The sequence below is a fragment of the Thiothrix sp. genome, assembly GCF_028714775.1.
Taxonomy (GTDB): domain Bacteria; phylum Pseudomonadota; class Gammaproteobacteria; order Thiotrichales; family Thiotrichaceae; genus Thiothrix.
The window spans coordinates 1-12,606 of the sequence record NZ_JAQTLS010000010.1; the positions used below are offsets into that span (position 1 = coordinate 1).

A 12,606-nucleotide genomic window follows, 5' to 3' on the forward strand; every position below is an offset into this window, starting at 1 on the left:
GTGCAGTGGCAGAAAACCTCCGCTTGTGGATGCTGTTTTTATGGCCTCCAAACTTAATCGCTAAGGCAAATGGCAATGTCACCTTGCTGCTGAAAACCGCTGATTAGGAAAATTGTCGTGTACAGAGTCATGCGGGTTAGTATCCGTGGTCAGGCGTAACAATGCCATCAGTGCTTCTTCGGCTAGTGAACCGCTTTGCTTGCCGTTGTATTCCACATCCAACAAGCTGGCAGGCCGGATTTCACCCGCGAGATAGGCATGGATACGTTGCATCCGTTCAGTGTGCGCGAATGAACCCGGTTTGAAAGCATTCGGGCCGATCAGCATGGCTACTAGCGAGAGGAACTCTTCATCATTCAGCGCGGCAAACTCCTTACCAAAATACGTGTGGGCAGCATCCGCGAAACCATGTACCGCCTTGCCATCAACATCGCCGAGATAGGAAATGTTCAGGAACAGGCGTAATTGTTCATCCTTGGAAACCAATGCATCCAGCGCGTATTGGGCGATCAGGGTCTGGCGGATTTTTGCGATGCCGGGGCGGAAACCTTCTGGGAAATAAAGCTGTTTTACTAACCCCTGCGTAATCGTGGTCATGCCTGCGCCGGGTGTCGCCAGATCGACGCCATGATGGTACAGGAAGGTTGGGTCTTCAATGGTCAACAGCATGGCCTTGCGTTCGGGCGACAAATCGGCAGGCCGCAAGGATGCACCATAACGCTTGAAAGCAGCTTGTACCAGTTCTGGTGTTTGCTGGCGTGCGGTACGTATGTCGTGGTCGTACCACGCGGTTGCCGCAATCAGGCCAAACAACATGACCGCGATAGTCGCCAGCAGCAACCGCCTGATTCCCCGTTTTCCTATACCGTCCCCATTCATTCCTGTTCCCCGGTTTTGGTTCGTATTTCAGACAGGATTATTCACCTGAGGTTTGCAGGAAATATGCAGGCTTGCCGTAACTTTTGTGGATTTAGAAAGACATCTGATGTTTGACTAGCGTTGCACACGCCGCAGGTTGACTTTGCAGCAGAAAATGTCCCGATTGCTTGATGCGTGTCACCTTCACCGTCGTAAAATACTGCCGCAATGCTTCCGCACAACGCTCCGGCACTGCCCAATCATCCGCCGCTCGCAGGTAGCGACAAGGTATTTCCCACCGCTGTTCCTGCGGCTGATGCTGTGCCGCCGCAATCAGGCGCAATCGGTACGCAAACACCGCAGGCGAAACCTGTTCCCGCACTTGCCGAATTAGCCCAATCAACCGCGCATTCAACCCCAGCCAACGCAGCAGGAAATCCGGCAACGGCAATTGAAACAATAGTTCCAACGGCAAAATCGTGGCAAGTTTCAGTAACCAAGGGCGCGGCGTACTGGCAAATGAGGCACAGAAAATGATGCTGTGCAGTGGGATATTTTGCCGCAGCAATTCCATCGCTACCAAGCCAGAAAACGATTCTGCCAGCAACACGGTATCGCTATCGAATACCACCTGTTCTCTCACTTGCGCCGCCAAAGTTTGCACCGACTGACATTGATCAGGAGGGTAGCGGATGATTTGTACGGAAAAGTCACTACCCAACTGTTCCAACAATGGCTGGAATAACAAACCCGTGCCATCAAGACCGGGGAGCAGTACCAGTTTTTTTATCATGCTTGCGTCTTTGTTTTTACAGTTGAAATATTGCTGGCAGGCGATTTAACGGCTACGCCAGAGCCGGGTTTTCAAGTCATGTACCAGCGGGAACAGTAGCAATAACACACCGCCCGGCAAGGCCAGTGCTAAGATGAACAGCATGATTTTCGGTGAACGCGGGATATTCATGTGGGGTTCGCCTCCGTCACGATCCGCAACAGGATAGTCGTTAGGCGCAGCATACAACAATCCTTTGCAGGAATCGTGCAGGCCGCAGAGAAAGATGGTGGAGCGTTTTCATGTGCATTCCGGCTTATAATAGCGCTTTGCCATCCGATGAAACCACCATGAGGCTGATTGACACCCACTGCCACTTCGACGAACCCGATTTTGCGGCTGACCGCATTGATCTGACCCAGCAAATACAAGCTGTTGGCGTCAGCGATTTGATTTTCCCCGCCGTCAGTGCCGCCCACTGGGCACGTTTGCGTGACGTATGCGCCACCTCGCCCGCTTTCCACGCCAGTTACGGCCTGCACCCAATCTATTTGGCAGAACACCGCCCCGAACATGTAAAGGAACTGCGCGGCTGGCTGGAACGCGAGAACCCTGTTGCGATCGGTGAGTGCGGGCTGGATTTCTTCCTCCCCGAACTGGATGTGACGCAGCAGGAAGCCTTATTTGTCGAACACCTGAAACTGGCGCGGGAGTTCAACCTGCCCCTGATCATCCACGCCCGCCGCTCGGTCGATGCCATCATCAAATACCTGCGCCGTTTTCCCGGTCTCTGTGGCGTCATCCATAGCTTTGCCGGAAGTCAGCAGCAAGCCAACACCCTCATCCGGCTCGGCTTCTATCTGGGGGTCGGTGGAACTTGCACCTATCCACGCGCCCAACGTTTACGCACGGTACTAGCCAACGTCCCGCTGGAAGCCCTATTGCTGGAAACCGATGCCCCCGACCAACCCGATAGTGCATGGCGCGGAAAACGCAATGACCCCACCCGCTTGTCGGTGATTGCCACTACCCTTGCCGCGTTGCGTGGTGATACTATCGCGCACATTGCCAAGGCCACTACCCACAACGCAACACGACTATTCAAGCTATGAAATATTTCTTTCCCGTTTTGATGTCTGCCATCCTGCTCTCCGTTGCTGCCGTCGTCGCAACACCCTATATCGCTGAAATGCTCCTGCCCTTACCGGAAACCCGCTACCAAACCGCGAACCCCGTTGATGTAAAACAAGCCTTGGCAGACTGGTCTGGCGCGACATCTGACGCTTTCAGCGAGGTCAACGGCATCAAGCGGCTCTCGCCACAAGGGAGCACCTCATGGTTTGCTTTCACCGTCGCCCGCCAACCGATTGAAAACTTTATCCGTAAACATCACCTGCAACAGCACGCACTCACCCCCGAATACTTGCAGACCGCGTTTAACGGAAAAAACCCTCCCGCAAGCTGGTGGCAACCGGCATCACTGGAACGCCAAACCTGCTTTATCGGCACGCAAGACGGGAATGAATTGGGGCTGATCTATGATGCCGAACGGCAACGTGGTTTTCTGATTGTGCGGACGAGCCAGCAAGCCAACAAATTCTAAGCACGATTACAGTTGCGGCTGGCTGCATTTTTGCTGGAAAAGTGAATGGGCATTCTGAATCCATTCATCAACCGGCAACTTGCTTTCCACCCCGATAATGCGTTGGACGCTGTTGATGTCATCACGGGTAAACTCCGCAATCTGACGGTAGCTGATGATACCCAAGGCACGTAACTTACTCGCCAGTGACTGGTTAACACCTTGAATACAGGTCAGGTCGTCACTGGCAACCAGCTCTGGCTCTGAAGCTTTACCCAAGGAAGCAAGCGGTGTGCTGGCATCTTTAGCGGGTACGGTGATTGACTGCTTGAGTTCATCCAGTTCTGCTTTGCGGCTTTGTAACTGGGTACGAAACTGATTCAGCGACTTTTCCTGCTGATGCAACTTCTCCAGCAATGCCTCGTATTGGCGGCGGGTCGTTTCCAGCGCTTTGCGCGTTTCCAGAAACTCACCGTAATCGGCATTAGACGAGGTAGTGCCCACTTTGCGCAATGCACCTTCCATCTGCCGCAACTGGGTACGCAAAAGCAGGTTGTCTTTGATGGCATCTTCATAGTTGCGGCGCAAGCCTGCCAGCTCATTCTGGCAATTGGCGGTAAGGTTGGCATGGACAAGCCGCGCACCCCACCAGCCTAAAGCTATTCCCGCAACAGCGGCCAACAATAAAAAAATTGCAGTCTGAATCACAAAATACTCCATCTACTACTCCCTAAGGACGGTGATTTCGATGCGCCGGTTTTGCTTCCTGCCCGCATCGGTGTCATTCCCTGCAACAGGGAGTGCTGAACCATAGCCTTGCGCTTTGACTTGGGCGGCATTGATCCCTTGGGACAACAAGTAATTCCGCACAACATCAGCACGCGCCTGAGTGACCGCCATATTCCCTAAAGCCGTACCATTACTGTCGGTATGGGCAGAAACCTCAATCACTGTACCGACGGGTTCCTTGTATAACTGGGCGACCACTTTATCCAATACTTCCATCGCATCCGTATCGAGTTCCGCCTTGGAATACGCAAACTGGATCTCACTCAAGTCAATTTGTTCAACCGCATGTTGTCTGGCGGGAACATGCCAGCCTTTACTAAGCTGCGCGGGTATCTCCAGCATCCCCACCTGCCCATACGCTGCTGTACTTGCCACGATAAGCTGGTTATCGACATCCCGCACACCATAAACCTGACTGGCGATCTCAACTAAGCGGCTAGCCTCAGCTTCACTTGCCACAGTCCCACTCAGGACACCATCGCGCCCGCTAAAGTGGAGGCCACTGGGCGGCAAACCCGCTTCCGTTAGCGTTTGACGCGCACGTTGCAACAAATCTGTTTCAATAACGGGCTGCTTGAACCACAAGGTAAGCAGGGTAAGTGTCGCAACCACCAGCAGTGTTAACAGCGCCATGAGCGGAAATAATTGCTGGGTGCTTCGTGTTGAGTCAGGCATCTGAAACTCCATCTATCGTTACAAGAACCATAGAATATAGACCAATGGTTTGACTTATAGGTTAGAGCTTGACGTTGATTACCGGCTACTGATAAGTAGATAGAGGGAAAGAATAAGGGGATAAGCAGGATAACTTGCTGCTTTTAGGGAATAAATGGGATGTATTGAAACAGGTACGGGCTATCTGTATAGCCCGTACCCGCAGTGATTTATTAGGCAATGAATGACAAAATTTCGCGGGCTTCTTGCTTCTGGCGCTCGCCGCCTTCGGCAATGACTTCCTTCAGAATATCAGCCGCTGCTGTCGAATCACGCAAATCCAAATAAGCACGGGCAATATCCAGCTTGAGTTCGGTATCGGGGTCTTCCAGCGCACGTTCGCCCGTATCAGCCACGACGGGCATCACTGGCATTGGCGGCGGTGTATTGTCGGAATAGGTTTCAGCGGTTGTGCTAACAGGTGCAACCACTTTTGCAAGGGGTTCTGCCTTGGGTGGTGCTGCAACTGTTGTTACCAACGTCTCTTCGCGGTTACGTTTGAGCAACCACAACAACGGCAACATCAGTAATGCCATCAAACCCAACAGCGCCCAAGGCCACCAATTGCCACTGGAAGCCTTGCTCTCCGCCACGCTGGCCGCAGCATGTGCCTGTTGTAGGTCATTACTCAGCGTTTCATTCTGGCGTTTCAAGTCAGCCAGTTGAGTTTTCAGCTCTTCCGTAACGCGCTGGTTGTCAGCCAACTCTTTCTTGCTGTTCTCTAATTGGCTTTTAAGGTCGGTATTTTCAGCCTGTAAACTGTCAACACTGCCTTTTAATGTAGCCAGATCACCGCCACCCTCTGTAACGGCGGCAGTCGTAGGTGCAGGCTTACCTCCAGAAGCAGCCAGCGACGCCTCCAGCTCTTTCACCTTATCATTCAGCTTGGCAAGCTCAGCATCTTTGGATTGCTTAGCTTCTTCGTAATTTTTCACCATCTCCTGCAAGGAAGCGTTCTCTTCTTCCAGCAGTTTCAGGGTCTCCTCCATCTCCGCACGGTCTGCTTCAAGCGTTTTCAAGCGCTCCAGCGTCGCCTTATCCGCCGTACCACCCGCCGCTACAGGTGGCTTGAGATCAGGGATCGTGCTGGCATCCGGCAAATTCAAAACCTTGCCGACAATCAGACGGTTAAGGTTGTTGCCAATAAAGGCATCCGGGTTGGCCTTGAGGATTGCCTGCATAATGGCAGGCCGGTTGGCGTAACCCGAATATTGCTTGGCAACAACGACACCCAAGGTGTCATTCGGTTTGATTTCCCACGTCTTGCCTTCAGCCATTGCCATGCCAGAGGAGCAGAGCGCAATGACCAAGGTAGAGGCTAGCACCGACAGCCGGATTGTTTGGAAGGTGTTTTTCATGGCTAGTTAACCAGTGTGTCCATCAGGTCAATCATAAATTCAGTGTCTTCTTGGGTCTGCATTTCCCAGCCTTGCAAGCCCAAATTTTTAAGCGCATCCCTTCCTTTGTCGTTCTCTCCCATTTCAGACAAAAGGTTCCATAAATCACCGTGCCGCTCCCGCAAGCGGGGGCCTACCAGCAAAACATGCCGGATAACATGAATTTCGCTGCGTACTAACACCCGCAATTGCCGTTGGATCATGCCAGAAAGCCCGGCGAAAGCATCTTTCAGGAAGAAACCGACATCCGCCTTGCCTTGCAACACTTGTTTAGCAACTAGGATATAAGTCCCCACCGTTTGTGTCTGGGTATTCTGCGCAGACAAGTCCGCTGGCTCCAACATGATCATGGAAATCAAGTTGACATCCGGGTCATCCGTAGCGGCAATCCGGGTTCCCGGTTTTAAATCCGCCACCTGCTGTATTGGGGAATCAACCGCTACCGCAATCACCGCCTCATCGGGTTTGCTCAATGGCGCAGCAATAGCAGTAAAGCCTTCTTCACGCACCAGCATCGCCGCATCAAACGGATTAGCGTAGATCAGGTCAATCTGACCTTCCCGAATAGCTTTACGCTGAGCTTCAAAATCAGAATAAAGCTCCACATGGATATGCTCCCCCAACTGGCGTTGCAACCATGTGTTAAAAATATACCAACCTGCAATCTGACCGGGGGGGAAATCAGGGCTGACCGTCATAACGTAACGCATACCTTTACTCCTCTTCCGCCTGTCTTAATTTAGCATATAGCGCCGTACATGCATCAACCTGAGTACGTGATGGTTTACGCCGCACAGATGTGCAACTGACGGGCTTTCCGTCACGTATATTGAGAATGATCGTTGCGTAAACCCAGTAGTAGCGTCCATCTTTGCGCAAGTTTTTGACGTAGCCATGCCATTTGACACCACTACCCACCGTATCCCACGCATCTTTGAAAGCAACCTTCGGCATATCAGGATGCCTAAGGATGTAATGTGGCTGCCCAATCAGCTCTTCTTCCGTATAGCCTGACATCTCTATAAATGCCTGATTACAATGGGTAATTATTCCTTGCAAATCTGTGCGGGAAACAATTAACTTGCCCTCAGGAAAAGGCACTTCCTCATCTTTGATGAGGACGTACCGCGAAGTGCCATCGAAGTAATGCAACAGGTGCTTGGTATAAGGCTCCTGCACATCCTTTGTTGTCATGTCGTCCATCGTACATCTCTCTTGATTCTGCATCCGGTAAGCAGCGGATACCGAACCGCCTTTTATTGTTTAGGCTACATGCGTTAACCCTTCTAAAGGGGCAACCTCAATCAGATGATTTTTCCGATATTCTCTGCCGCACGTTTCACGTCAAGGAAAATCAAGCCAAGACGTGCATTAGGCTTTGCCAATACCGTCACAACAGCTTCTTTACCCGCATGGGTCATCAAAATATAACCCTTGTCGCCTTTGATCAGTACTTGCTCCAGTGCGCCGCGAGCCAGTTCTTCAGCAGTACGGTCGCCGAGTGACAACATCGCGGCACTCATTGCGCCTACGCGGTCTTCATCCATGCTGCCCGGCAGCAGGGAGGCCATCATCAGGCCGTCAGTTGATAACACCGCAGAAGCTTCAATGTCCGCAGAAGAACCATTCAGGTCACTCAGGATAGAGTTAAGCATTTCAGAGCGCATGTAATTTTCTCTCCTTGGTTGTGTTTATATCAGACAGGTATTTCAGTTTTGCCGTAACGCATTTCTAACGCCCAAACCAAGCGTTTGAAGCCGGGCTGGTTGAACTGGGGAATACCGCCGATAATTAGCGTAAAACGGTTTTGACCAATGTATAGCGGCCAGAAACCAACCTCACTATTGCCACTGGCATCCACCAGACCCCACGCACGCTGGCGATAGCCGAGGTTGCCCTGCAACAGTTCCTTATGACGGGCGTAAACAGCCGTCAAGTTGGCACTGAGTGCAGCAAGCTCTTCCGCCGCTTCATGGGTATAACCAGCACTGCCGAGGTAAAGGCCACGGCTTTCCGCGAGGATCGCCTTACCTTCATCCGACATGGTGCGTAGCAATTGTGGCAGCAAGCGTTCCAGTGTTTCCTGTGGGGCAGACTCACTCTGCTCTAGGCCAAGTACCAAACCCGCTTCCTGTAGCCAATGGACAAACTCCAAGGCCCGTTTCTTTTTATAGCCGCTAAGCTCACAGGCGACACCCACGTTAAATACTGGGGTTTCCGCCTCCTGCATAAGACGGTGCAGGAATTCGCGGCCTGGTTCGTCAGATTTATCCTGTACGGCGTAATACGTGCCACCCGGCGTAATGCCTAAGTACAGGTTTTCTGTGAGTATGTACTCGCTCATCAGTTTGTCACTCCCGGATCCAGTGAAAACAGCAGAGCCTGAATCAACATGGTGACATCCTTGTGACTGCGTGCGTCGATCTCAAATATCGGCGATGGCAGGGAAAGTGATTCTAAGCACTGCCGATAGTCAGCCAAGCCCGGTTTGTGTTGCAAATCCATCCGGGTGACACCAACTACCATTTGTTGCTTTTCGATAAAATCACGGAATGCGTTGGTGTAAAAACGCATATCCTGAAAAGGGTCTTTACGGGTATTGTCCAACAGCAGGACGAGTCCTATCCCACCCTTGGTCAAAATATCCCACATGAAATCAAAGCGTTCTTGTCCCGGCGTGCCATATAAATGCACCCGTTCCTTATCGCTCAAGCGGATCAGCCCATAGTCCATCGCCACCGTAGTTTGCGGCTTACGGCTTTTGGTCATGTCTGAGGCGTATTCGTCTGTGGTTATCGGCTTTATATCGCTGATAGCGGCAATGGCAGTGGTCTTGCCTGCACCAACAGGCCCAGTAAAAATGATTTTGCGGTTGATCATGCTCATAAACTACTTTTTGCCTCCTCCCAGCAGACGCTTCAACAGACGCGCGAACAGCCCACGGCTTTCCTGTGGCTTCTCTTTTTCCCGGCTCTTGAGTTTAGTCTGATCCAGTTCAAACAGATTAAGTGTGCTGGCTGCTGTGTAAAATGAAAACACGTAGCGCTGCGGTATATCTAGGGCTTTGGCAATCTCGAACAGAGTGCCCGGACGCTGGCTCCACAAGGCAGCAATACGCATAACTTGTGGAAACTGTTCAAGGCGTGTCATGTTCGGCCAGTGTTTCAAGGCAATCCGCTTATTGACATCCACATTGCGGCTCAAACGCCCTTGTGCTGTCAACAGGCTAACCACCCAGATAAAGGCTTCGAGGTCAAGAATCCCCCCCGCATGGTCGCGGGCTTCTTCTTCCAATTGTAAAAGCTCGGTACTACTGGGTATATGTAGTGCAACTTGTCCTGTTTGCACAGGGTTATTGCATAGCATGGCAAATTCATCCGCACGGGTATCGAGCGTACAGTAAGCTTGGCTCATGTCCGGCATCAGCAAGGCGTAACCACCACCCGGCAGCTTAAGTTGCACACTTTGGTTGGACTGTCGCGCCAGCCTGACGGCCTCCAACACATTGCTCAACAGGTAGTTTTCCGGCGTAAAGAAAATCGCATCCATGCGCCGATCGGAAGGGTCATCAATATCCTCGCGATCACCACACAACTCACGCCAGCGCTGCTCAGCAACTTCGGGTGGAACCTCTGGTTCAACCGTGCGGGCCACTTCCTCCATGGAAATGTTGGCTTCTGCCGGGTCAAACACCTTTTCTACTTCTGCCGCTACTTCAGGGGCTACAGGTTTAGCTACCAGCGAGCTGTCGTCCTCATCATCCTCATCGGATAAATCAATGACCAGCGAGCGCAACTTACGGGCAGGTTTGGCGGAAACGCCAAATGGTTGCGGAAAAGATCCACCGCCAAATAATTGCTGCGGCGCTGATGACGACACCACCGGCTCTTCCCGTACAACTTCCCGCTTGGGTGGCGGTTCCGCTGCTACGGGCGCAGGTGCTGCCGCCGCTTCGGCTGCGCTAGCCAGCGCATACACACGCCCGACCGCCTCCGTCAACGCCTTGGAAGTCAGTGGCTTAGGAAGCCAGATGGTATTGGATAACTCCACGGGATGCACAGAAAGCACAATACCCGGCTTGTGGGTGTTGGACTGTTGCTCCCATTCATCCTTAGCGCCCACATGATCGTAATCAACGATCAATGCCTCCGCCTCCGGTATGGAAACCGTTTTAAATAAGCTACGGCCTGCACCAGCAAAGAAAAACTCTAGGATCGCCCGGTTATGCGGGCCAACACTCAGAAGTGCAACTTTCAGTGGGCCAGTTTTGGAATGTTTCAGCATAGATCCAGCCTGTTTATCGCTTTTCTACCAATTTTCGGATTCTTGCTGTTTCTCCTTCCATAAGGCGGAGATATTGCGCCCGGCGTCCTGTAAATGCATGATCATGGCATCCAGCCTCTCCCTGTCGCGTGTGTATTGGTAAATATTCACAAGTTCTTGTTCCATGGCTTCATCTGCCCTGCCAGCAAACATTTCTGCTTCCAGCAATTCCCTCGCAGTATCAACTTGCCCATATTCAAGGCAGGCGATCACCTCTTCCATAACATCCGTATACTGTGCCGTTTCTTGGCTGCGCTCAACGTGCAGCAAGCTGGCAGCGGCAGCATCTTGCCCTGTCGCAAGCAACGAGCCTCTGCGCCACTGAGCCACCCCACTGAGTGAATCGCCACCGCCTTCCAGCCATTTCGTGAAAAACGCCCGGTCAGCATCGTCAAGGTCATCCTTGACAAGCTCCAGCAAACGACCACGCAACTGTTGACCCGAAGACCCCAAGGCAAGAAATATGTCTTGCAGGCTCCCAGCCAAGCGGTCACGCAGAGGCTCAGCCTGCGCCAATAAAATGCGCTGGGTATGACCTCTTAAGTCGTGAGGGTAACGACGTATGTGATGTGACAGGAAACGCCAAGCGTTTACTGGTGAATAATCTTGTTGAACCCGCAGCCGTCTTTCTCCCTCAAGGCTAAAAGCCAGCGGCAGTTCTGGAGGAACTTGCGTGCTCCCCCCGCGTAGCAACTTTCCAAGCATAAGTTCGGAACCGTAAAAAGTACTTATCCTATATAGCCGAATTCTTCGCATGTAGCAGAAGTTTTTTTGATCATAGTCTATAAATTGGAGCAGAAAATCTTTTTCGGATAAAAGGTGTCACACCCTAGTTGCCTGATACTGCTAGAATGTTGGGTTATAAGGATGTGCAGGGAGTTGCCGATGTTATACCTGATAACACAAATTGTACTAATTTTAATCATTGCCGTGCTCGCAGGGCTGTGGATAGGCTGGTGGACACGTGGAAAGTTACCCGATGCTAGCTTCCCAGCCTCCAAAGAGCTGCCCGACAACCCCTTTGAGTCACGCTTCCGCTTGGAACAGTGCCACCGGGACAATGCTGCCTTACGCCGTGACCTGAAAGAAGCCGAAGACCAAGTAGAAAAACTTCGGGCGCGGATGGAAAATACGGAAAGCACCGATGGCGACGTGCTGGAAAAATTGGAAACCGCAGAGATACGGGTTCAGGCGCTGATGGAAGACCTGCAACTGCGTGATGACACGATTGCCGCGCTGGAACATGAACTTGAGTCCCTTCGCTCGTAAGGAATGATGTTTTGCTGGAGTACTGCTACTATCGGCAAAACGCGCTCCTTTGAATTGACCTAGAAGGCATGACATGACCACCAGAAATTCTTCCTCTGCTTCCCTGCTTGAGCAGAACGTCGAGATCGTTGGCGACATCTCGTTTAATGGCAACCTGTACATCCAAGGCCGGGTTAATGGCAACATCGTTGCCCCTATTGATTCGTCTGCTGCCCTTTACATCCAGAGCGGGAGCGAGGTCATCGGGGAACTCCGTGCCCCCACCGTGATTGTCGCAGGCAAAATTGCGGGTGATGTCTTTGCTTCCCGCCGCATTTCCTTGAAGGCAGGTGCGGAAGTTATCGGTAATATCCATTACGCAGAGTTACAGATCGACGAAGGTGCGAGTGTTAATGGCATTCTGACTTACCTCAATGGGTCGACCACGGGGTAGCACTCTGTATCTTGGTCAAGAGATGCCAAAAAACTTATACAAAAGGTTGAAAAGGATGCTAGCATTACCAGCGTAGTGACCCTAGTCGGAAACCCGGCGGGATTGCTCGTGCAAATACAGTCTACAGTGTGGAATTGTAGACAGTTGCTCAGGCAGATGTCCAAAACGGATGCTGCTCACTGTTTATACATTTTATTAATGTTTTGTGGAGATTAAGAAAATGACTCAATATCGTCTGCTGATTGCTGCACTGCTGGCTGCTTTCGCTCTGACTGCTTGTGGCGAAAAGAAAGAAGGCGCAGAAGCTCCTAAAGCTGAAGCTCCTGCTGCCGCTGCACCTGCCGCTCCTGCTGCACCTGCCCAACAAGGCATGGGTGGCATGTCTGGTATGGAAGGTCAAGCTGCCCCTGCTGCTGCTCCTGCTGCACCAAAATAATCAACCGGCCGTTGGCTGATTGATCGAAACAGG

At 51.8% G+C, this 12,606-nt stretch carries 18 protein-coding genes; 5 read left to right on the forward strand and 13 right to left on the reverse strand.

From position 1 onward, the window contains the following. Nucleotides 1-78: 78 nt before the first annotated feature. The 3 genes from PHE17_RS10670 to PHE17_RS10680 form a co-directional block, all read right to left on the reverse strand. Nucleotides 79-879, reverse strand: coding sequence for a transglycosylase domain-containing protein (locus PHE17_RS10670; protein WP_301015832.1), 801 nt, complete (start codon nt 877-879; stop codon nt 79-81). Nucleotides 880-970: 91 nt separating this feature from the next. Continuing rightward, a complete protein-coding gene (locus PHE17_RS10675) occupies nt 971-1,651 on the reverse strand; it encodes an alpha/beta hydrolase (protein ID WP_301015833.1) in 681 nt (226 codons plus the stop codon). Between the two features lie 45 nt (nt 1,652-1,696). Continuing rightward, nucleotides 1,697-1,822: a hypothetical protein gene (locus tag PHE17_RS10680; RefSeq protein WP_301015834.1), complete on the reverse strand. Its 126-nt coding sequence runs from the start codon at nt 1,820-1,822 to the stop codon at nt 1,697-1,699. A gap of 158 nt (nt 1,823-1,980) precedes the next feature. On the opposite strand from PHE17_RS10680, the gene PHE17_RS10685 reads away from it, so the two are divergent. Beyond that, nucleotides 1,981-2,742 carry a TatD family hydrolase gene (locus tag PHE17_RS10685; RefSeq protein WP_301015835.1) on the forward strand — a complete coding sequence of 254 codons (762 nt, stop codon included), beginning with the start codon at nt 1,981-1,983 and terminating at the stop codon, nt 2,740-2,742. Beyond that, on the forward strand, nt 2,739-3,233 hold the full coding sequence (locus tag PHE17_RS10690) for a hypothetical protein (RefSeq protein ID WP_301015836.1): 495 nt from the start codon (nt 2,739-2,741) through the stop codon (nt 3,231-3,233). The genes PHE17_RS10685 and PHE17_RS10690 overlap by 4 nt, the downstream gene beginning before the upstream one ends. A gap of 6 nt (nt 3,234-3,239) precedes the next feature. Here the strand turns inward: PHE17_RS10690 and PHE17_RS10695 are convergent, their stop codons facing one another. The 10 genes from PHE17_RS10695 to PHE17_RS10740 all read right to left on the reverse strand — a co-directional run bounded on the left by PHE17_RS10695 (nt 3,240) and on the right by PHE17_RS10740 (nt 10,951). After that, nucleotides 3,240-3,920 carry a hypothetical protein gene (locus PHE17_RS10695; protein WP_301015837.1) on the reverse strand — a complete coding sequence of 227 codons (681 nt, stop codon included), beginning with the start codon at nt 3,918-3,920 and terminating at the stop codon, nt 3,240-3,242. 15 nt (nt 3,921-3,935) lie between these two features. Further along, entirely contained in the window at nt 3,936-4,676 is a 741-nt protein-coding gene (locus PHE17_RS10700; RefSeq protein WP_301015838.1) for an OmpA family protein, read from the reverse strand. A gap of 212 nt (nt 4,677-4,888) precedes the next feature. After that, nucleotides 4,889-6,073 (reverse strand): FimV/HubP family polar landmark protein, encoded by a 1,185-nt coding sequence (locus tag PHE17_RS10705; protein ID WP_301015839.1) that lies wholly within the window; start codon nt 6,071-6,073, stop codon nt 4,889-4,891. 2 nt (nt 6,074-6,075) lie between these two features. After that, nucleotides 6,076-6,822 (reverse strand): phosphate/phosphite/phosphonate ABC transporter substrate-binding protein, encoded by a 747-nt coding sequence (locus tag PHE17_RS10710; RefSeq protein ID WP_301015840.1) that lies wholly within the window; start codon nt 6,820-6,822, stop codon nt 6,076-6,078. 4 nt (nt 6,823-6,826) lie between these two features. Continuing rightward, entirely contained in the window at nt 6,827-7,315 is a 489-nt protein-coding gene (locus PHE17_RS10715; RefSeq protein ID WP_301015841.1) for a PAS domain-containing protein, read from the reverse strand. 101 nt (nt 7,316-7,416) lie between these two features. Further along, nucleotides 7,417-7,779 (reverse strand): roadblock/LC7 domain-containing protein, encoded by a 363-nt coding sequence (locus PHE17_RS10720; protein ID WP_301015842.1) that lies wholly within the window; start codon nt 7,777-7,779, stop codon nt 7,417-7,419. 29 nt (nt 7,780-7,808) lie between these two features. Further along, nucleotides 7,809-8,456 carry a hypothetical protein gene (locus PHE17_RS10725; protein ID WP_301015843.1) on the reverse strand — a complete coding sequence of 216 codons (648 nt, stop codon included), beginning with the start codon at nt 8,454-8,456 and terminating at the stop codon, nt 7,809-7,811. Beyond that, nucleotides 8,456-8,998: an ATP/GTP-binding protein gene (locus PHE17_RS10730; protein ID WP_301015844.1), complete on the reverse strand. Its 543-nt coding sequence runs from the start codon at nt 8,996-8,998 to the stop codon at nt 8,456-8,458. Before PHE17_RS10730 ends, PHE17_RS10725 begins: the two co-directional genes overlap by 1 nt. Nucleotides 8,999-9,001: 3 nt before the next feature. Next, complete coding sequence (locus PHE17_RS10735) at nt 9,002-10,396, reverse strand: hypothetical protein (protein WP_301015845.1); 1,395 nt, start codon at nt 10,394-10,396, stop codon at nt 9,002-9,004. Nucleotides 10,397-10,420: 24 nt separating this feature from the next. Then, nucleotides 10,421-10,951, reverse strand: coding sequence for a hypothetical protein (locus PHE17_RS10740; protein WP_301015846.1), 531 nt, complete (start codon nt 10,949-10,951; stop codon nt 10,421-10,423). A 369-nt stretch (nt 10,952-11,320) separates the two neighbouring features. Here PHE17_RS10740 and PHE17_RS10745 point away from each other — a divergent pair, with 369 nt between their 5' ends. From PHE17_RS10745 to PHE17_RS10755, 3 genes are all read left to right on the forward strand, one after another. Beyond that, on the forward strand, nt 11,321-11,704 hold the full coding sequence (locus PHE17_RS10745; RefSeq protein ID WP_301015847.1) for a hypothetical protein: 384 nt from the start codon (nt 11,321-11,323) through the stop codon (nt 11,702-11,704). Nucleotides 11,705-11,777: 73 nt separating this feature from the next. Continuing rightward, entirely contained in the window at nt 11,778-12,137 is a 360-nt protein-coding gene (locus PHE17_RS10750) for a polymer-forming cytoskeletal protein (protein WP_301015848.1), read from the forward strand. 220 nt (nt 12,138-12,357) lie between these two features. Further along, nucleotides 12,358-12,573, forward strand: coding sequence for a hypothetical protein (locus PHE17_RS10755; protein ID WP_301015849.1), 216 nt, complete (start codon nt 12,358-12,360; stop codon nt 12,571-12,573). Nucleotides 12,574-12,606: the final 33 nt, after the last annotated feature.

Coding starts and splice junctions, on each gene's coding strand:
- PHE17_RS10670 (WP_301015832.1), bottom strand. CDS start 879: ATGAATGGGGACGGTATAGGAAAACGGGGAATCAGGCGGTTGCTGCTG.
- PHE17_RS10675 (WP_301015833.1), bottom strand. CDS start 1,651: ATGATAAAAAAACTGGTACTGCTCCCCGGTCTTGATGGCACGGGTTTG.
- PHE17_RS10680 (WP_301015834.1), bottom strand. CDS start 1,822: ATGAATATCCCGCGTTCACCGAAAATCATGCTGTTCATCTTAGCACTG.
- PHE17_RS10685 (WP_301015835.1), top strand. CDS start 1,981: ATGAGGCTGATTGACACCCACTGCCACTTCGACGAACCCGATTTTGCG.
- PHE17_RS10690 (WP_301015836.1), top strand. CDS start 2,739: ATGAAATATTTCTTTCCCGTTTTGATGTCTGCCATCCTGCTCTCCGTT.
- PHE17_RS10700 (WP_301015838.1), bottom strand. CDS start 4,676: ATGCCTGACTCAACACGAAGCACCCAGCAATTATTTCCGCTCATGGCG.
- PHE17_RS10705 (WP_301015839.1), bottom strand. CDS start 6,073: ATGAAAAACACCTTCCAAACAATCCGGCTGTCGGTGCTAGCCTCTACC.
- PHE17_RS10710 (WP_301015840.1), bottom strand. CDS start 6,822: ATGCGTTACGTTATGACGGTCAGCCCTGATTTCCCCCCCGGTCAGATT.
- PHE17_RS10715 (WP_301015841.1), bottom strand. CDS start 7,315: ATGGACGACATGACAACAAAGGATGTGCAGGAGCCTTATACCAAGCAC.
- PHE17_RS10720 (WP_301015842.1), bottom strand. CDS start 7,779: ATGCGCTCTGAAATGCTTAACTCTATCCTGAGTGACCTGAATGGTTCT.
- PHE17_RS10725 (WP_301015843.1), bottom strand. CDS start 8,456: ATGAGCGAGTACATACTCACAGAAAACCTGTACTTAGGCATTACGCCG.
- PHE17_RS10730 (WP_301015844.1), bottom strand. CDS start 8,998: ATGAGCATGATCAACCGCAAAATCATTTTTACTGGGCCTGTTGGTGCA.
- PHE17_RS10735 (WP_301015845.1), bottom strand. CDS start 10,396: ATGCTGAAACATTCCAAAACTGGCCCACTGAAAGTTGCACTTCTGAGT.
- PHE17_RS10745 (WP_301015847.1), top strand. CDS start 11,321: ATGTTATACCTGATAACACAAATTGTACTAATTTTAATCATTGCCGTG.
- PHE17_RS10750 (WP_301015848.1), top strand. CDS start 11,778: ATGACCACCAGAAATTCTTCCTCTGCTTCCCTGCTTGAGCAGAACGTC.
- PHE17_RS10755 (WP_301015849.1), top strand. CDS start 12,358: ATGACTCAATATCGTCTGCTGATTGCTGCACTGCTGGCTGCTTTCGCT.